Origin of the sequence: Sinomonas terricola, from assembly GCF_034931225.1 — a bacterium.
In the GTDB taxonomy this organism is placed as follows: Bacteria; Actinomycetota; Actinomycetes; order Actinomycetales; family Micrococcaceae; genus Sinomonas; species Sinomonas terricola.
On record NZ_JAYGGQ010000001.1, the window covers coordinates 132,303 to 148,751 of the forward strand.

The 16,449-nt window shown below is 69.2% G+C and carries 16 protein-coding genes; 7 read left to right on the plus strand and 9 right to left on the minus strand.

The features are described 5' to 3' along the window. Nucleotides 1-28 precede the first annotated feature (28 nt). Together dapD and SPF06_RS00570 are read left to right on the plus strand one after the other, a co-directional pair. Nucleotides 29-1,048 carry a 2,3,4,5-tetrahydropyridine-2,6-dicarboxylate N-succinyltransferase gene (gene dapD / locus SPF06_RS00565; protein ID WP_323276971.1) on the plus strand — a complete coding sequence of 340 codons (1,020 nt, stop codon included), beginning with the start codon at nt 29-31 and terminating at the stop codon, nt 1,046-1,048. Between the two features lie 91 nt (nt 1,049-1,139). Beyond that, the gene (locus tag SPF06_RS00570; RefSeq protein WP_323276972.1) at nt 1,140-1,991 is read left to right on the plus strand and encodes a hypothetical protein; all 852 of its coding nucleotides are present in this window, start codon (nt 1,140-1,142) and stop codon (nt 1,989-1,991) included. 18 nt (nt 1,992-2,009) lie between these two features. Here the strand turns inward: SPF06_RS00570 and SPF06_RS00575 are convergent, their stop codons facing one another. Both SPF06_RS00575 and SPF06_RS00580 read right to left on the minus strand, forming a co-directional pair. Continuing rightward, nucleotides 2,010-2,621, minus strand: coding sequence for a hypothetical protein (locus SPF06_RS00575; RefSeq protein WP_323276973.1), 612 nt, complete (start codon nt 2,619-2,621; stop codon nt 2,010-2,012). A gap of 46 nt (nt 2,622-2,667) precedes the next feature. Continuing rightward, nucleotides 2,668-3,240, minus strand: a complete 573-nt coding sequence (locus tag SPF06_RS00580; RefSeq protein WP_323276974.1) for a TetR/AcrR family transcriptional regulator — start codon at nt 3,238-3,240, stop codon at nt 2,668-2,670. Nucleotides 3,241-3,330: 90 nt separating this feature from the next. On the opposite strand from SPF06_RS00580, the gene galE reads away from it, so the two are divergent. Next, on the plus strand, nt 3,331-4,347 hold the full coding sequence (galE, locus tag SPF06_RS00585; protein ID WP_323276975.1) for a UDP-glucose 4-epimerase GalE: 1,017 nt from the start codon (nt 3,331-3,333) through the stop codon (nt 4,345-4,347). Between the two features lie 90 nt (nt 4,348-4,437). On the opposite strand, the gene SPF06_RS00590 is transcribed toward galE, so the two are convergent. The 3 genes from SPF06_RS00590 to fdxA form a co-directional block, all read right to left on the minus strand. After that, nucleotides 4,438-5,721 carry a citrate synthase gene (locus SPF06_RS00590; RefSeq protein ID WP_323276976.1) on the minus strand — a complete coding sequence of 428 codons (1,284 nt, stop codon included), beginning with the start codon at nt 5,719-5,721 and terminating at the stop codon, nt 4,438-4,440. A 125-nt stretch (nt 5,722-5,846) separates the two neighbouring features. Then, nucleotides 5,847-7,022 carry a succinyldiaminopimelate transaminase gene (dapC, locus tag SPF06_RS00595; RefSeq protein WP_323277763.1) on the minus strand — a complete coding sequence of 392 codons (1,176 nt, stop codon included), beginning with the start codon at nt 7,020-7,022 and terminating at the stop codon, nt 5,847-5,849. A gap of 18 nt (nt 7,023-7,040) precedes the next feature. Next, nucleotides 7,041-7,364 (minus strand): ferredoxin, encoded by a 324-nt coding sequence (gene fdxA, locus SPF06_RS00600; protein ID WP_307965278.1) that lies wholly within the window; start codon nt 7,362-7,364, stop codon nt 7,041-7,043. A gap of 192 nt (nt 7,365-7,556) precedes the next feature. Here fdxA and SPF06_RS00605 point away from each other — a divergent pair, with 192 nt between their 5' ends. Together SPF06_RS00605 and SPF06_RS00610 are read left to right on the plus strand one after the other, a co-directional pair. After that, nucleotides 7,557-7,787, plus strand: a complete 231-nt coding sequence (locus tag SPF06_RS00605; protein WP_323276977.1) for a putative acetyltransferase — start codon at nt 7,557-7,559, stop codon at nt 7,785-7,787. A 177-nt stretch (nt 7,788-7,964) separates the two neighbouring features. Beyond that, nucleotides 7,965-8,495 (plus strand): hypothetical protein, encoded by a 531-nt coding sequence (locus SPF06_RS00610; RefSeq protein ID WP_323276978.1) that lies wholly within the window; start codon nt 7,965-7,967, stop codon nt 8,493-8,495. On the opposite strand, the gene SPF06_RS00615 is transcribed toward SPF06_RS00610, so the two are convergent. After that, the gene (locus SPF06_RS00615; RefSeq protein WP_323276979.1) at nt 8,492-9,763 is read right to left on the minus strand and encodes an MFS transporter; all 1,272 of its coding nucleotides are present in this window, start codon (nt 9,761-9,763) and stop codon (nt 8,492-8,494) included. The genes SPF06_RS00610 and SPF06_RS00615 overlap by 4 nt on opposite strands. Nucleotides 9,764-9,831: 68 nt before the next feature. Between SPF06_RS00615 and SPF06_RS00620 the strand changes: the two genes are divergently transcribed. Further along, the gene (locus SPF06_RS00620; protein WP_323276980.1) at nt 9,832-10,323 is read left to right on the plus strand and encodes a helix-turn-helix domain-containing protein; all 492 of its coding nucleotides are present in this window, start codon (nt 9,832-9,834) and stop codon (nt 10,321-10,323) included. A 122-nt stretch (nt 10,324-10,445) separates the two neighbouring features. Here SPF06_RS00620 and typA read toward each other — a convergent pair whose 3' ends face one another. Then, nucleotides 10,446-12,371, minus strand: a complete 1,926-nt coding sequence (typA, locus tag SPF06_RS00625; protein ID WP_323276981.1) for a translational GTPase TypA — start codon at nt 12,369-12,371, stop codon at nt 10,446-10,448. Between the two features lie 262 nt (nt 12,372-12,633). Then, on the minus strand, nt 12,634-14,406 hold the full coding sequence (locus SPF06_RS00630; protein WP_323277764.1) for an ABC transporter ATP-binding protein: 1,773 nt from the start codon (nt 14,404-14,406) through the stop codon (nt 12,634-12,636). A 176-nt stretch (nt 14,407-14,582) separates the two neighbouring features. Here SPF06_RS00630 and SPF06_RS00635 point away from each other — a divergent pair, with 176 nt between their 5' ends. Continuing rightward, nucleotides 14,583-15,209, plus strand: a complete 627-nt coding sequence (locus tag SPF06_RS00635; RefSeq protein WP_323276982.1) for a PH domain-containing protein — start codon at nt 14,583-14,585, stop codon at nt 15,207-15,209. Nucleotides 15,210-15,240: 31 nt separating this feature from the next. On the opposite strand, the gene SPF06_RS00640 is transcribed toward SPF06_RS00635, so the two are convergent. Beyond that, nucleotides 15,241-16,449 (minus strand): ABC transporter permease, encoded by a 1,209-nt coding sequence (locus tag SPF06_RS00640; RefSeq protein ID WP_323276983.1) that lies wholly within the window; start codon nt 16,447-16,449, stop codon nt 15,241-15,243.

The following is a 16,449-nucleotide window of genomic DNA, read 5'->3' on the forward strand; positions in this document are numbered from 1 at the left end:
GAATCTCGCCCCTCGGTAGACTTGGGGCATGACTGAATCCTCCGCCGTACCCCGCGCTGCCCACGGCTTCGGCCTTGCCACGATTGCTCTTGCAGCAGGGGCCGACGGGGCCGAAGAGGCCACCGTCCTCGACGTCTGGTTTCCCGCTCCCGCACTCGGCACTGTCGCCGAGCACCTGAACGACGAGTCTGTCGTCGATGCCGCCCCGGCCGAGCTCGTGGCCGCGGCCGAGGCCGGCGACGACGCCGCGCGCGGCACCCAGCTCAAGGTCGTCTTCGTGCAGGCCGATCTCGACCAGCCGCCCGCGGACACGGCCGACGCCTACTTGCGCCTGCACCTCCTCTCGCACCGCCTCGTGCAGCCGAACACCGTCAACCTCGACGGCATCTTCGGCAAGCTTCCCAACGTCGTCTGGACGAACTTCGGCCCGTGCCTTCCCGCCGGATTCGAGATGACTCGGGCCCGCCTCCGCCGCCGCGGCCCCGTGACGGTGTACGGCGTCGACAAGTTCCCGCGCATGGTCGACTATGTCGTCCCGACGGGCGTCCGCATCGCCGACGCCGATCGCGTGCGCCTCGGCGCGCATCTGGCCGATGGCACCACCGTGATGCACGAGGGCTTCGTGAACTACAACGCGGGCACGCTCGGCACGTCCATGGTCGAGGGCCGCATCTCGGCCGGCGTCGTCGTCGGGGATGGAAGCGACGTCGGCGGCGGCGCGTCGATCATGGGCACGCTCTCGGGCGGCGGCAAGGAGCGCATCACGCTCGGCGAGCGCGTGCTGCTCGGCGCAAACTCGGGCGTCGGCATCTCGATCGGCGACGATTCCGTCGTCGAGGCCGGCCTGTACGTGACAGCCGGTACCCGAGTGCGGATCAGTGGCTTCAAGGACGAGTTCGGCGAGGACGCCGAGAGGGTCGTCAAGGCCGTCGAGCTCTCGGGCCAGCCGAACCTCCTGTTCCGGCGCAACTCGACGACTGGCCAGGTCGAGGTTCTCCCCCGCAACGGCCAGACGGTCGCACTCAACGAGGCGCTGCACGCCAACTGACGCAGCGCCCTGACGTGACACAGTAGACCGGCCGGCTGCCGGGCAGTGCCCGGCAGTCGGCGCGCCCGGCACCACAGCGAGGAGCTTACGCATGGCCATGGCCCGCACCGTGCGGCGCACCCTCACGGTACTCGTGGCTCTCGTGCTGGCCGGACTGGGGGTCTACATCGCGTCGATCGTGCTCAACCGGAACGATGCGCCCGTCGTCGAGGGCTGCACGGCGCTGCTCGACGGGCAGAAGGTGAGTCTCGCGACGGATCAGGCCGCCAACGCGTCGCTCATCACGGCGATCGCCGTCCGGCGCGGGCTCCCGGCCCGCGCCGCGACGATCGCGATCGCGACGTCGATGCAGGAAGCCAAGCTCCGCAACATCAACTACGGCGACCACGCCGGGCCGGATTCGCGCGGCCTCTTCCAGCAGCGGACCTCGCAGGGCTGGGGAACCGAGTCCCAGCTCATGGACCCCGTATACGCGACGAACGCGTTCTACGACGCTCTCGTGAAGGTCCCCGGCTACGAGTCGCTCTCCATCACGGACGCGGCCCAGCGCGTGCAGCGTTCGGCCTACCCCGAGGCGTATTCGCAGCACGAGGACCTCGGCCGCGGCTTCGCCTCAGCGCTCACAGGCAACTCGCATGCGTCGCTCGACTGCACGCTGCGGAAACCGGACGCCGCGGGCGATCCCGCCGCCGTCCGCGCGGCCCTCAACCAGGCGTACGGCACGATGCCTCCCCTCGTCGTCGCAGGCGGAACCGTCACGGCCCAGGCCGATGGACCGTTCGCGTGGTCCCTTGCCCAGTGGGCCGTCGCGAACGCGAAGGGGCTCGCGGTCACGCGGGTCGAGGTCGACGGGCAGGCCTGGACTCGCGACGGCAACAAGGGCTGGGCCGACGCGCAGACCCAGCCCGGCGTCGTCGTCATCCGACTCGCCCCCGGTCAGTAGCCGCCGCAGCGGGCACAGTTACACGAGGATCGCGAGGACGGGCTCGAGGTAGCTGCGGAAGGTCTCGGGATCCTCCATGAGCGATTGGCTCATGATGACCTTGTCCGTGTTGACGAGCCACGCGCGGTCCTCCGCGAGTGGCAGCTCGATGATGGTGAGGTTGAAGTCCTTCGCCTCAGGGCCGACCTCGAGCTGGCGGCTCGCGACCATCTCCTCGAGCATGCGCGACGTTCCGCGGGCTTCGCGACGCGCCTCGAGGCGTTCATAATCCGCCCGCCGCTCGCGCGCCCATGTGAGGGCCGAGCCGAAATGCGCCTGAAGGGAGCGCTGCAGCGCGGGCGCGTCGCTGAATGCCGAGAATTCGGGAGGGGCCACCTCGGGGACCTTGTCGGGGTCTCCCTCGATGAGGCGCGCCCACCACGCCTCCCATTCGCGGCGCAGCGCGCCGATGCCGCCGACGTGCTGCGTGAGCTGGTGGTGGTCCGCCTCTCGGATCCGCGGCTGGGCGGGAGCCACCGGCGGGAGGCCCGCCCCCGTGAGCCCCGCGTTGTCCTTGAGATAGAGCGCGATGAGCATGGGGCTGGACGTATCCGTGGTGATGGTCCATCCCGGCCCACGTGTCTGGTGCATGGTGTGACTCCTCGCGCCCAGTCTGCACCTACCAGTGTATTCCCCGTCAGGTGATCGGGACCCGGCCGAGCGTCGCGGCCTGGGCCGCGACCACCGCGAGGCACAGCTCGGCGTCAAGCCACCGGCCATGGACGAGCGCGTGCAGGGCAAGCCCTTCGACGGTTGCGAGGAGCCGCTCGGCCTCGGCCACGAGGCCATGCGCCTCGACGTCAGGGAGGGCCGCACGCACCGAGCGGCCGACGACGGCGGCGACCCTCGCGTGCGCGGCGTCGGCAACGGGAAGGAGCGCCGGGTCCGTGCGCGCGGCGAGGCGGAACGCCGTGAGCACGCACAGATCGACGGCGCGCGCCTCGTCGAGCGGCAGGAGCTGGCACAGTTGGGCTACAAGATCGTCCTGGGCCTCGACGCGCCGCGCGACGTCCTCGGCGACGACCTCGAACGCATGGACCCGGAGCTCCTCGGCGGTGTCGAAGTAGTGCCGCACCGACCCCACCGCGAGCCCGGCCTCCGCGGCCACTTCGCGGAGCGAAACGCGGGCGAGGCCGTCTGCGGCCACGATCCGCTTGACGGCCTCGACGATCTCACGGCGGCGTGCGGCCGCGTCGACGAATCTGGGCACATGTCCTGTCTAGCACAGCTTCACAGCACGGACGTGCTGCAACGCACCGCGGAAGCCGCCGAAGCACGGAGCCCCCGTAGGATGGTGCCCATGCGCATTCTCGTGACCGGCGGTGCCGGCTATATCGGCTCCCACACCGTCCTGACGCTCCTCGAGGCAGGGCACGACGTCGTCGTCGTGGACAATCTCTCGAACTCGAGCGAGGAGGCGCTGCGGCGCGCGGCCGAGCTCGCGGGCCGGGAGGCCGCGTTCGTCCGGGCGGACATCACCGACGAGGCCGCGCTCGACGCGGCCTTCGAGGCGCACTCCCCCGAGGCCGTGATCCACTTCGCCGGCCTCAAGGCCGTGGGCGAGTCCGTGGGCATCCCGCTGGAGTACTACTACAACAACGTCGCCGGAACGATCGCGCTCCTGCGGTCGATGGAGCGCCACGGTGTGCGCACGATCGTCTTCTCCTCCTCCGCGACCGTGTATGGGGAGCACAACCCGACCCCGTACATCGAGAAGATGGAGATCGGGGCGATGAACCCCTACGGGCGCACCAAGGAGCAGATCGAGGACATCCTGAGCGATCTCGGCGCGTCCGACGGACGCTGGCACATCGCACTGCTGCGCTACTTCAACCCGGTCGGCGCGCACCCCTCGGGCCGGATCGGGGAGGACCCCCAGGGCATCCCGAACAACCTCGTGCCGTTCATCGCCCAGGTCGCCGTCGGCCGCCGGGAGAGGCTCATGGTCTTCGGCGGGGACTACGAGACCCCTGACGGGACCTGCCTGCGCGACTACATCCACGTCGTGGACCTCGCCGAGGGCCACGCTGCCGCCCTCCGCTACCTCCAGGCCCACCCCGGGGTCCATCGGTGGAACCTCGGCTCGGGGAAGGGGACATCCGTGCTGGAGATGCTGCATGCGTTCGAGGCCGCGGTCGGCGCCCCGATCCCGTACGAGATCACAGCGCGCCGCGCGGGCGATCTCCCCGCCTTCTGGGCCGACCCCTCAGCCGCCCTGGCTGACCTCGGCTGGTCCACCACCAAATCCGTAGCACAGATGTGCGAGGACCACTGGCGCTGGCAGAAGAACAACCCCCTGGGCTACCAGAACAGCTGAGCGCCATCCTCCCCGAAAAAGTGCAGACAACAGCGGCCGGCGCCTTTCGCAAGAAAGGCACCGGCCGTCGTCGTACGAGCTGCCGTGACGTCAGCGCACGGGGTAGTCGCGCTCCGGTTCGCCGACGTAGAGCTGCCGCGGACGGCCGATCTTGGTCTGCGGGTCCTTGATCATCTCGCGCCACTGGGCGATCCAGCCGGGAAGGCGCCCGATGGCGAACAGGACGGTGAACATCTTCTCCGGGAAGCCCATCGCCTTGTAGATGAGGCCCGTATAGAAGTCCACGTTCGGGTAGAGGCGGCGCTGGATGAAGTAGTCGTCCGCGAGGGCCTTCTCCTCGAGCCGCATCGCGATGTCGAGGAGCTCGTCGTTGCCGCCCAGCTTCGAGAGGACCTCGTGTGCCGTGGCCTTGATGATCTTGGCGCGCGGATCGTAGTTCTTGTAGACGCGGTGCCCGAAGCCCATGAGCCGGACGCCGTCCTCCTTGTTCTTGACCTTCTCCATGAAGTCCTCGGGCTTGATGCCCTCGGACTGGATGCGGCGCAGCATGTTGAGCACGGCCTCGTTCGCACCGCCGTGGAGCGGGCCGAAGAGCGCGTTGATGCCGGCGGAGATCGACGCGAAGAGGTTCGCGTTCGCAGAGCCGACGAGGCGCACGGTCGACGTCGAGCAGTTCTGCTCGTGGTCGGCGTGGAGGACGAGGAGGAGGTCGAGGGCCTTGACGACGAGCGGATCAAGCTCGTACGGCTCGGCCGGGAGGCCGAAGCACAGGCGCAGGAAGTTCTCCACGAGGTTCATGGAGTTGTCCGGGTAGAGCAGCGCCTGGCCGATGGACTTCTTGTGCGCGTAGGCCGCGATGACGGGCAGCTTCGCCATGAGGCGGATCGTGGAGAGCTCCACCTGCTCATCGTTGAACGGATCAAGCGAATCCTGGTAGAAGGTTCCAAGCGCCGAAACGGCCGAGGAGAGGACCGGCATCGGGTGGGCGTCGCGCGGGAAGCCGGCGAAGAAGCTCTTGAGCTCCTCGTGCAGGAGCGTGTGCCGGCGGATCTTCTGGTCGAACGCCTCGAGCTCGGTCGCGGTCGGCAGGTTGCCGTAGATGAGGAGGTAGGAGACCTCGAGGAAGCTCGAGTGCTGTGCCAACTGCTCGATGGGGTATCCGCGGTATCGCAGGATGCCCTCGTCTCCATCGATGTACGTGATCGAGGAAGTCGTCGCCGCCGTGTTCATGAAGCCGGGGTCGAACGTGACCGCCCCCGTTTCCTTGAGAAGCTTCGACACGTCGTAGCCGTCATTGCCTTCGACCGCGGCGATGCGGGGCAGGGTCAGCTCCCCGCCCTCGTGGCGCAGGGTGGCACCGTTCTTGTCAGTCATGGTTCCCCTCACATGGGTAGCTCGCAACACTCCAAAACTACCCCCGACGGCGGGCACCGGACTAATCGGTACCCGCCGTCCCGGGGTGGCCGCGAAATATCACGGAGTGCCTTGAAGGCGCGCCCTCAAGCACCCGCGAGCCGCTCGACGGCGGCGTCGATTCGCTCGTCGCTGCCCGTGAGGGCGACGCGCACGAAGCCCGCGCCGTCGTCCCCATAGAAGACGCCCGGTCCGACGACGATGCCCAGCTCGGCGAGCCGGCCCACCGTCTCCCACGTGCCTTCCCCCGCCGTGCACCATAGGTAAAGGCCCGCCTCGGAATGGCTGATCCGGAGCCCAAAGCCTTCGAGGGCAGGGACGAGCCGCTCGCGCCGGGACCGGTAGCGGACCTTCTGCTCCTCGACATGCACATCGTCGCCGAGGGCCACGCGCATGGCCTCCTGCACGGGGTATGGCATGATCATGCCCGCGTGCTTGCGGCTGTTGACGAGGTTCGGCATGAGCTCGGGGGCACCCGCGACGAAGGCCGCCCGGTAGCCCGCCAGGTTCGATTGCTTGCTGAGCGAATAGACGCTCAGGAGTCCGGCCAGGTCGCCGCCGCTCACCCGCGGGTCGAGGACCGACGGGACGGGCTCTCCGCCGCGCTGAATGTCCCACGCACCCCAGCCGAGCTCGGCATAGCACTCGTCGGAGGCCACGACGGCCCCGAGCGAACGCGCGTCGTCCACGACGGCGCGCAGCTCGTCGGCGGTGCGCACGGCGCCCGTCGGGTTCCCCGGAGAGTTGAGCCAGACAAGCCGGACCCGCGCACGCGTGGCTGCGTCGAGCTCGTCGAGGCTGTCTGCAGGGACTGCCGTCGCGCCAGCGAGCCGCGCACCGATGTCATAGGTCGGATAGGCCACGCGGGGCCGCACGACGACGTCGCCCGGCTCGAGGCCGAGGAAGAAGGGAAGCCACGCGACGAGCTCCTTCGAGCCGATCGTCGGCATGACGGCCTGTTCATCGAGGCCCTCGACGCCGCGACGCCGCGCGAACCATTCGACGACGGCCTGGCGGACGGCCGTCGTCCCATGCACAGTCGGGTAGCCCGGCGCGTCCGCAGCGGCACGGAGCGCCTCCTGCACGAGTTCGGGCGTCGGGTCGACTGGCGTGCCGATCGAGAGGTTGACGACTCCGCCGGGATGGCGCCGCGCGGCCTCGACGTAGGGTGCCATGGATTCCCACGGATAGTCGGGGAGATCCAGTCCGAAGGCGCGTTGCGTTCCGGCCGACGCCGGGGATCCGGTGGTTTCGGCCGCCACTCTGCCGTTCCGCACGCGTCAGTCTTGGTTCTGCGGGGGCAGGGCCGAGACGAGCGGGTGGTCCTTGCCGGTGTTGCCGAGCTTCGCGGCGCCGCCCGGGGAGCCGAGGTCGTCGAAGAACTCGACGTTGGCCTTGTAGTAGTCGGCCCACTCGTCGGGGACGTCGTCCTCGTAGTAGATGGCCTCGACCGGGCACACGGGCTCACACGCACCGCAGTCGACGCACTCGTCCGGGTGGATGTACAGGGACCGCTCACCCTCGTAGATGCAGTCGACCGGGCACTCCTCGACGCAGGCCTTGTCCTTAACATCCACGCACGGCTGCGCGATCACGTATGTCACTGCTTCACCTTCTGACGATTCCTGCTCATGGACCATCGGCGGTCATATCCGCCGAACGAGCCTATTATCGTCCCCTCGCGCCGCACCAATCCAGACGGCCCTGTCTGGCGCGTCGCAAGCCGAGCGCCACGCCGTCACACTCCGTAGCATGGGGAAACAGCGACCCCGCGGACGCGGCCTAGGATAGGCGCCATGCCCCGCCCCGCCGACCTCCTGCGCTCGCTTCCGCCGGGGACGCGCGTCGTCGTCCGCCATCGCATCGAAGGCGGGTACACCGACTCCCTCGGGGAGCTCTCCCAGGTCACCGACGCCGAGGTGACGATCACGACTCGCCGCGGCGTCGACGTCGTCCGCCTTGACGCCGTGGTCGCGGCGAAGCCGGTACCTCCGCCGCCCGCACCGAGGCCGCGCCGCGCGATCTGATCCGCAGCTTGCGTGACCAAGATCACGACGGTAGAATTTATCCATCGAGATGATTTAATGGTATGGGCTGGTCTCGCCTCCACATGCCAGGCAGCGGAAGCCTCCGGGCCGCACCGCGTGCGTTGCCGCTGGGAGGCGCGCCCATGACACCCGTCAGAAGCGAAGCAGAGCACCATCATGTCCCTCAAAGAACGGCTCGCCGTCTGGAGCCCAGTACCCGCCTACACCGTCCGCGAACTCCTCCCCCGCGAGCGCCAGCGCGTGCCGCGGTTCACGGGCCTCGATGCCTCACTCGTCGACTGCGCACTGCGCGTGCGCGTCACGGAAGAACTCCCCGAACGGTCCTGCTGCGCCGCGATCCATGTCGCCGCCCGCTTCGGCGCCGTGCTCGAGCTCGTGTCCCACCCGCCGGGCGACGTGCCCCAGCATGGCCGCCAGACCATCTGGACTGTCCAGTCGGACGACTGCGAGGCCACCGCGGACCGCTTCGCGCGGACGAGCGCCGAGCTTGTGCTCGAGGCCCCGCCGCTGAGCCTCCTCCTGGGCCTCGTGCCGACCGAGCCCGGGACGAAGGTGAGCCTGGTGCGGGCCCGGTGGTCCGAGCTCCTCGTGACCGATCTCGAGAATGGCGTCACGAACCGGATCCCTGGCACGTGGACCGTGTTCGACGCTGCGTCGCGCCCGAATACCTCCGCCGCCGTGCGCTAGCTTTCCGCATCCGGCAGATGCCGGAGCCGGAAGAACGGTCCGACGGCGACCGGCACACACGCGGCGACCATGCCCCCTATGCCGACCCAGAGCGTGGGGCCGATCCCGATGAGCCCGCCGAGCCAGCCGCCCACGAGGCTTCCGATCGGCATGACACCCCACACGACGCAGCGGATCGACGCGTTCATGCGGCCCAGCAGGCGAGGCGGGCACACTCGCTGGCGCATGCTCACCTGCATGACGTTGTAGACCACGACGCCGAGGCTCATGAAGAACTCGCCCGTTGCGAGCATGCCGAGGGCGAGCGGCCCGGGCCCCGCGGCGAGCGAGAGCGGGAAGAGGACGACGGCGCTCCCGCCCGCCATGAGCCCGAGAGGCAGGAGCGGCCCCTCCCCCACGCGCGCGGCGAGCCATGGGGTCGCGATCGCGCCGAGGACCCCGCCGACCGAGCCAAGCGAGAGCACCGCCCCGAATCCGGCGGGGCCGAGGTCGAGGTCGCGGAGGACGACGAGGGGCATGAGCACGTACGTGATCGACGAGAACAGGTTGGCGATCGCCGTCGTCGTGACGATGCGGCGGATGAGCGGATGCCCGACGACGAACGCGGCGCCTTCGCGGATCTCCCGCGCGAGGCTTCTCCCCTCGACGCGCTCCGGCATGACCTCGTCGTCGCGCACGCGCGTGAGGCACAGCGCGGAGACGAGATAGCCGCCCGCTTCCGCGGCGAACAGCGCCGGCGCGCTCACGATCGTGAGCAGGAAGCCTCCGAGCGCGGGCCCGCCGAGCCGCGAGATCTGTGCCGTGCCCTCGAGCTTGCCGTTCGCGTCGGCGACGTGCTCGCGGTCCACGAGGAGCGGGATATAGCTCTGGTAGGCAACATCGAAGAAGACCGTCGCGACGCCGACGACCGCTGCGATCGCGATCAGGTGCCACATCTGAAGCACGCCCGCCCACGCGAGGAGCGGGACCGCGAGCATCGCAGCCATGCGCACGAGGTCCGCGCGGATCATCGTGCGCCGCTTGAGCCAGCGGTCCACCCACGCGCCGGCTGGCAGCCCGACGATGAGGAACGCCGCCATCGACGCGGCATTGAGCACGCCGAGATCTGCTTCACGCGCGCCCAGCAGGCTCACGGCGAGTACCGGCAGGGCGAGCTGGCCAAGCTGGACGCCAAGCTGGCTCACGCCCTGCCCCACCCACAGGGCGAGGAAGGACGGGCGGCGAACGAGGGGAACGGCGGCGGCCTGCTCGAGAGAGTGCGTTGCCATGCGGCCAGTGTGCGCCAGTGATTGAGAAGTGTCAATCACTCGAGAGGGGCCTCGGTAGAGTGATCTCTATGTCGATCTCCGACGAAGCCGCCAAGGGCCGCGCCCTCAGCTCCCCGCTCCGACTGCGCATCCTGCGCCTGTGCCTCCACCACGCGCGAACCAACAAGGAGATCGCAGATCTCCTCGGCCTCAATCCGGCGTCGACCCTCCATCACGTGCGGACGCTCGTCGCGACGGGATTCCTCGAGCCGCAGGAGGAGCGCCGAGGCAAGCGCGGGGCGCGCGAGGTTCCCTACCTCGCGACCCGCCGGTCGTGGGGCCAGCACGTCGACGACGTCGCTCCCGTGCTCATCGAGACGTTCGTCCAGGAGACCGCGGCGCTCCCGCCCGAGGACATCGAGGTGTGGCGCCTCGGGCTCAAGCTCAACGCACAGCACCGCGATGAGATGCTCGCCAAGCTGCGCGCCGTCGTCGACGAATACGTCGCGATGCCGAGCGATCCCGACGGCGTCGCGAGCTCGCTCATGGTCGCGCACCACCCCGACCCGACGGCCGACTGAGGCGAAGGCCACGCGTCAGGTGAGATGTGGCCAGCCGTAGGTGAGATGTGGCCACGGGTCGGCGGGCGGACGACGCCGGGTGGGCACCCGCCGTCGTCCGCTCGCCTCAAGCCGCCGAGGGCTCAGGCGCGGGCGCGCGACCGGCTCGCCTTGAGCCGCTCGTTCGCGTCGAGGATCACCTTGCGGATGCGGATGTCCTCAGGCGTGATCTCGACGCACTCGTCCTCGCGCGCGAACTCGAGGGACTCCTCGAGCGTGAGCGTGCGCGGCGGGGTGAGGCCCTCGAAGTTGTCCGCGGTCGAAGACCGCATGTTCGTGAGCTTCTTCTCCTTGGTGATGTTCACGTCCATGTCATCGGCACGCGAGTTCTCGCCGACGATCATGCCCTCGTACACCTCGGCGGTCGGCTGGACGAAGAACGTTCCGCGCTCCTGGAGGTTGATCATCGCGAACGGAGTCGCGACGCCCGCGCGGTCGGCGACGAGCGAGCCGTTCGTGCGGTACTCGATGTCCCCCGCCCACGGCTCATAGCCTTCGGAGATCGACGACGCGATGCCTGCGCCACGGGTGTCCGTGAGGAACTTCGTGCGGAAGCCGATGAGGCCGCGCGACGGGACGATGAACTCCATGCGCACCCAGCCCGTGCCGTGGTTCGACATGTTGGTCATGCGGCCCTTGCGCGCAGCGAGGAGCTGCGTCACGGCGCCGAGGTATTCCTCGGGGACGTCGATCGTCATGTGCTCCATGGGCTCGTGCACGTGGCCGTCGACCTTCTTGGTCACAACCTGCGGCTTGCCGACCGTGAGTTCGAAGCCCTCGCGGCGCATCTGCTCGACGAGGATGGCCAGCGCGAGCTCGCCGCGGCCCTGGACCTCCCACGCGTCGGGACGCTCGGTCGGCAGGACGCGGATCGAGACGTTGCCGATGAGCTCCTTGTCGAGGCGGTCCTTGACCTGGCGGGCCGTGACCTTGGCGCCCTTGACGCGACCCGCGAGCGGGGACGTGTTGATGCCGATCGTCATCGAGATCGCGGGGTCGTCCACCGTGATGAGCGGAAGCGGCCGGGGGTTGTCGACATCCGTGAGCGTCTCGCCGATCGTGATGTCCTCAATGCCGGCGACGGCGACGATCTCGCCCGGGCCGGCCGATTCTGCGGGCACGCGCTCGAGCGCCTTCGTCGCGAGGAGCTCGGTGATCTTGACCTGCTTGATCGAGCCGTCGTGACGGGCCCACGCGACCTGCTGGCCCTTGCGGAGCGTCCCGTTGTAGATGCGCAGGAGCGCGAGGCGGCCGAGGAACGGCGACGCGTCGAGGTTGGTCACGTGCGCCTGGAGGACGCCCTCGGGGTCGTACGTCGGGGCCGGGATGTGCTTGACGATCGTCTCGAAGAGCGGCTCGAGGTTGTCGTTCGCGGGCACGGTGCCGTCCGCGGGCTGCTCGAGCGAGGACGCGCCGGCGCGGGCGGCGGCGTAGACGACGGGGACGTCGAGGACCTTGTCGAGGTCGAGGTCGGGAACCTCGTCGGCGAGGTCCGAGGCGAGGCCGAGGAGGAGGTCCATCGTCTCGTGGACCACCTCGTCGATGCGCGCGTCGGGGCGGTCGGTCTTGTTGACCACGAGGATCACGGGCTTGTGCGCCGCAAGCGCCTTGCGGAGCACGAAGCGGGTCTGCGGGAGCGGGCCCTCGGACGCGTCGACGAGGAGCACGACGCCGTCGACCATCGAGAGGCCGCGCTCGACTTCGCCGCCGAAGTCGGCGTGGCCCGGGGTGTCGATCACGTTGATGAGGATGCCGTTCGGCTCCCCGAGCTCGGCCGCGGAGTCGCCGCGGTAGAGCACGGTCGTGTTCTTCGCGAGGATCGTGATGCCCTTCTCGCGCTCGAGATCGCCCGAGTCCATGACGCGGTCCTCGACCTCGCCGTGCGCGGCGAAGGAGTTCGTCTGCTTGAGCATCGCGTCGACGAGCGTGGTCTTGCCGTGGTCGACGTGCGCCACGATGGCGACATTGCGGAGGTCAGTGCGGGACGCGGTGGACACAGTTTCAGTCATTCGCTTCGGGCTCGATTCGGTGGGTCGCGACGGTCCGAGGCCTCGCGGAAGCATGGTGGAGCGGTTTGAGGCACAACGGAACAGACCCTCTTGAGGGCCAGCACGTCCATTTTACGATGATTGAGACTCTGCCACTTCCCTCGGAGAAGAGTGCCCGCCTTGGGCAGCCGAAGCCTGCGCCTGAGGCCCTCGGCCGATGAGCCTCGGCCAGTTCTGACACACTGAAGGCCCGCGGCGTGATGCCGCGGGCCTCCGCCGCGCCCTACTCGATCCCGCTCGCGAGGAGCAGCTCGCGCAGCTCGCGCCGCTCGCGCTGCTTCTCCGGATCGGGAAGCGGGACCGCCGCGAGCAGCCGCTGCGTGTAGGCCTCCTGCGGGTTCCGCAGGATCTGGTCGCGCGAGCCCTGCTCCACGATCTTGCCGCGCTGCATGACGCAGATGTGGTCGGCGAGAACATCGATGACGGCAAGGTCGTGCGTCACGAAGAGGGCCGCGAAGCCGAGTTCCTTCTGGAGCGCCTGGAAGAGCTCGAGGACTTTGGCCTGGACGGAGACGTCGAGGGCCGAGGTCGGCTCATCCGCGACCATGAGCTTTGGCTTGAGCGAGAGCGCGCGGGCGATGCCGACGCGCTGCTTCTGGCCGCCCGAGAGCTCGTGCGGGTAGCGGTTGCGGTACGAGCGCGGGAGCTCGACCTGGTCGAGGAGCGTCTCGACGCGCTTCTGCAGGTCGGCGCCCTTCGCGACGCCCGCGAGGAACATCGGCTCGCCGATCGACTCGCCGATCGGGAGGCGCGGGTTGAGCGACGAGGACGGATCCTGGAAGACCATGCCCACCGAGCGCCGGATGTCGTGGAGCTCCTTCGAGTTCTTCTTGAGGTTCGAGATCTCGCGGCCCACGACCTTGAGCGAACCCTCCGCGACCGGGAGGAGGCCGACGGCGGCGCGCCCGATCGTCGTCTTGCCCGAGCCGGACTCGCCCACGAGGCCCACGACCTGCCCCGGGTACACGACGAGGTCCGCCCCCTCGACCGCACGGAACGCTGGCACGCGCCCTTGCTTGGGGTATTCGATCGCGACGCCCTTGAGCTCGAGGACAGGCGCGCCCCTGCGCTCCTTCGCGGCCTCGGCCTCGGCGAGCGCCTCGAGGTTCTCCCGCTCGCGCGCGGCGAGCTCTTCGGCGTCGACCGCCTCGAGCTCGGTACCCGTCGCGGCAGCGAGCGCCGCCGTGATGTCGACCTCCGCTTCTTCCTCGGAGCCCTGCCCGAGGTGCGGCACTGCGGCGAGGAGCGCCTGCGTGTATTCGTGCCGCGGGCTGTGGAAGATCTGCTCGGCCGTGCCCGCCTCGACGATGAGACCGCGGCGCATGACGGCGATGCGGTCGGCGAGGTCCGCGACGACGCCCATATCGTGCGTGATGAGAATCACGGCGCTGTTGAGCTTGTCCTTGAGGTGCCGCATGAGGTCGAGGATCTCGGCCTGCACGGTGACATCGAGCGCCGTCGTCGGCTCATCGGCGATGAGCAGCTTGGGATCGCACGAAAGCGACTGGGCGATCATCGCGCGCTGGCGCTGTCCGCCAGAGAGCTGGTGCGGGTAGGACTTGAAGGCCTTCTCGGGGTCAGGCAGCTCGACGAGCTCGAGCATCTTGAGGGCACGCGCCTTCGCCTCCTCGGGCGAGACCGGGTTGTGGAGACGGATGGTCTCGACGATCTGGTTGCCGATCGTGTAGACGGGGTTGAGGGCCGTCATGGGCTCCTGGAAGATGACGGCGACGTCGTTGCCGCGCGCCTGCCGGATGGCCGAGCGGTCCTTGCCGAGCAGCTCCTGGCCCGCGAGCTTGACGCTGCCCGACACGCGGCTGTTCGAGGGCAGGAGGCCGAGGAGGGCCATCGAGCTCGCCGACTTGCCGGATCCGGACTCGCCGACGATCGCGAGGACCTCGCCTGCGCGCACTTCGTAGTTGAGCTTGATCGCAGCGGGAACCCATTCCTTCTCGACGCCGAAGTCGACGCTCAGGTCGCTGACCTCGAGCACCATCTGGCCCTTGACCAGATCGCCGCCGATGGTGCCCTTCGCGCCACGGCGCGGCCTTCCGGGGCCTCCCGCCCTGCCGAGGTTCTCTGTCATCCCCTGCTCTTCCTTCCGTGCACCGCCTCGCCGGGCGCGTGCGGCCCGTGCGGACGGAATTCAAAAAATCCTGAAATATTGGGTGCATGAATGCGATGCAGCACGCCGGTCCGGTCAACGTCTTCAAGGCCCGGAGCAACACCGTCCTGGCGGTGCTCCTGTGGGCAGCGGCGGCCTTCGGGATCGTCGTGACCGTCGTCCAGACCGGCCTCCCCGGGCTCCGCTTTGCGGCGCCGCTCGTGCTCATGGCCTTCGCCGGCTGGGCTCTCTTCTGGCGACCCGCCGTCGTCGTGAGCGACACCGGCGTCGAGCTCGTCAACCCGCTGCGCCGCATCGGCGTCCCCTGGGAAGCCCTCGCCTTCGTCGACACGAAATACGCGCTGACCCTCGTGACCGGCTCCGGACGCTTCACGTCGTGGGCCGCCCCCGCGCCGGGGATGTGGGGCGCCCGCGGCGCCAAGCCGCAGCACCTCACGGGGCTCCCCGAGAGCAGCTACGGCCCCGAGCGCTCGGTCCGGCCAGGCGACCTCGCGCACACTGTGTCCGGCCAGGCCGCGCTCCTCGTGCGCCGCCGCTGGGCGGAACAGGTGGAGCGCGGCGTGGTGAGCGGCGGCAAGGCCGACGAGACGCCCGTGCTGCGCAGGGCGGAGTGGAGCGTCGTCGCCGCGGCGGCTGTGCTCATCGCGGCGACGATCGTCACGCTGGCCGTCTAGGCGGCCCACTCCGGCTCCCGAGGGGCTCATGTCAGGGAGCCCCTCCGAGCGTTCCCTCCGAACGGTCCGGAGCGCCGCCGAACGCAGCCGAATCAGGCGCGACGCCGGTCGCGGGAACCACGGTTCCGCCGACCTCCTCGACCGGCGCCGGCGCCGAGACGCCCGCGGCGGAACCGCCGTGCGAAGTACGCGCCTTGGCCTTCTTCGCGTTGAACTTCTTCTGGCGCGGGTCGAACGCGTCGCGCAGGCCGTCGCCGATGAAGTTGATGCTGAGGCAGATGAGCACGATGAACAGGCCCGGCCACCAGAAGAGCCATGGACGCGTCGAGAACGCCTCCTGGTTCTGCGAGATGAGAAGGCCGAGAGACGTGTCCGGCGCCTTGACGCCGACGCCGAGGTAGCTCAGCGCCGTCTCGAGCAGGATTGCCGAGGACATGATGAGCGTGCCGTTGACGATCACGACGCCCACGGCGTTCGGCAGGATGTGCTTGAAGATGATCCGCGAGTTCGACGCACCCGAGATCCGGGCCGCGTCGACGAACTCGCGCTCCCGCAGCGAGAGGAACTCACCGCGCACAAGTCGGGCCAGCGAGACCCACACGACAAGGCCGAGGAAGATGCCGAGGACGACGACGCCGTTGCTCGCCGCAAACTGTGCGAACCACGTCCCGGTGTCGCGCCGGCCGGCGGTCTGCGACATGACGGCCGCGAGGAGCAGCACGGGAATGATGATGATGATGTCGGTCAGGCGCATGAGAATCGTCTCGACCCAGCCGCGGAAGTAGCCCGCGAGTGCGCCGACGACGACGCCGATGATGCCCGCGACGAGGCCGATGATGAGCATGATGATGATCGACTGCTGCGCGCCCCGCATCGTCATCGCGAAGAGGTCGCGGCCGATGCGGTCCTGCCCGAACGGGTGGTCTCCGAAGCTGAACGGGGCGAACGTCCACGTCGGCTGCCCCTCGCCGACAAGGGGCAGGACGTCCGTGTGGTTGTACTTCCACCAGCCGGGGAACGGCCCCCAGCCCTCGGACGAGAACGCGAGCACGAAGATGACGCCGAACACGACGAGGCCCGCGAGGGCGCCCGAGTGGCCGAAGAACCGCTTGCGGACGATCTGGCCGAGGCTCAGGCCCTTCGCCTCGATCACCGGCTCGATGCCTGCGGCCGGAACGCCGGCCGCAGCGGTCCCCGGGGTTCCGGACACGAGGTCTTCCTGCTGAGACTGCTGGCTCAT

Excerpts from the sequence above, each read along its gene's own strand:
- SPF06_RS00575 (WP_323276973.1), bottom strand. The coding sequence starts at position 2,621 with ATGCACCAGACACGTGGGCCGGGATGGACCATCACCACGGATACGTCC.
- SPF06_RS00605 (WP_323276977.1), top strand. The coding sequence starts at position 7,557 with ATGCCCCGCCCCGCCGACCTCCTGCGCTCGCTTCCGCCGGGGACGCGC.
- SPF06_RS00590 (WP_323276976.1), bottom strand. The coding sequence starts at position 5,721 with ATGACTGACAAGAACGGTGCCACCCTGCGCCACGAGGGCGGGGAGCTG.
- SPF06_RS00615 (WP_323276979.1), bottom strand. The coding sequence starts at position 9,763 with ATGGCAACGCACTCTCTCGAGCAGGCCGCCGCCGTTCCCCTCGTTCGC.
- SPF06_RS00640 (WP_323276983.1), bottom strand. The coding sequence starts at position 16,449 with ATGAGCCAGCAGTCTCAGCAGGAAGACCTCGTGTCCGGAACCCCGGGG.
- galE (WP_323276975.1), top strand. The coding sequence starts at position 3,331 with ATGCGCATTCTCGTGACCGGCGGTGCCGGCTATATCGGCTCCCACACC.
- SPF06_RS00570 (WP_323276972.1), top strand. The coding sequence starts at position 1,140 with ATGGCCATGGCCCGCACCGTGCGGCGCACCCTCACGGTACTCGTGGCT.
- SPF06_RS00610 (WP_323276978.1), top strand. The coding sequence starts at position 7,965 with ATGTCCCTCAAAGAACGGCTCGCCGTCTGGAGCCCAGTACCCGCCTAC.
- SPF06_RS00630 (WP_323277764.1), bottom strand. The coding sequence starts at position 14,406 with ATGGTGCTCGAGGTCAGCGACCTGAGCGTCGACTTCGGCGTCGAGAAG.
- dapD (WP_323276971.1), top strand. The coding sequence starts at position 29 with ATGACTGAATCCTCCGCCGTACCCCGCGCTGCCCACGGCTTCGGCCTT.
- SPF06_RS00620 (WP_323276980.1), top strand. The coding sequence starts at position 9,832 with ATGTCGATCTCCGACGAAGCCGCCAAGGGCCGCGCCCTCAGCTCCCCG.
- SPF06_RS00635 (WP_323276982.1), top strand. The coding sequence starts at position 14,583 with ATGAATGCGATGCAGCACGCCGGTCCGGTCAACGTCTTCAAGGCCCGG.
- typA (WP_323276981.1), bottom strand. The coding sequence starts at position 12,371 with ATGACTGAAACTGTGTCCACCGCGTCCCGCACTGACCTCCGCAATGTC.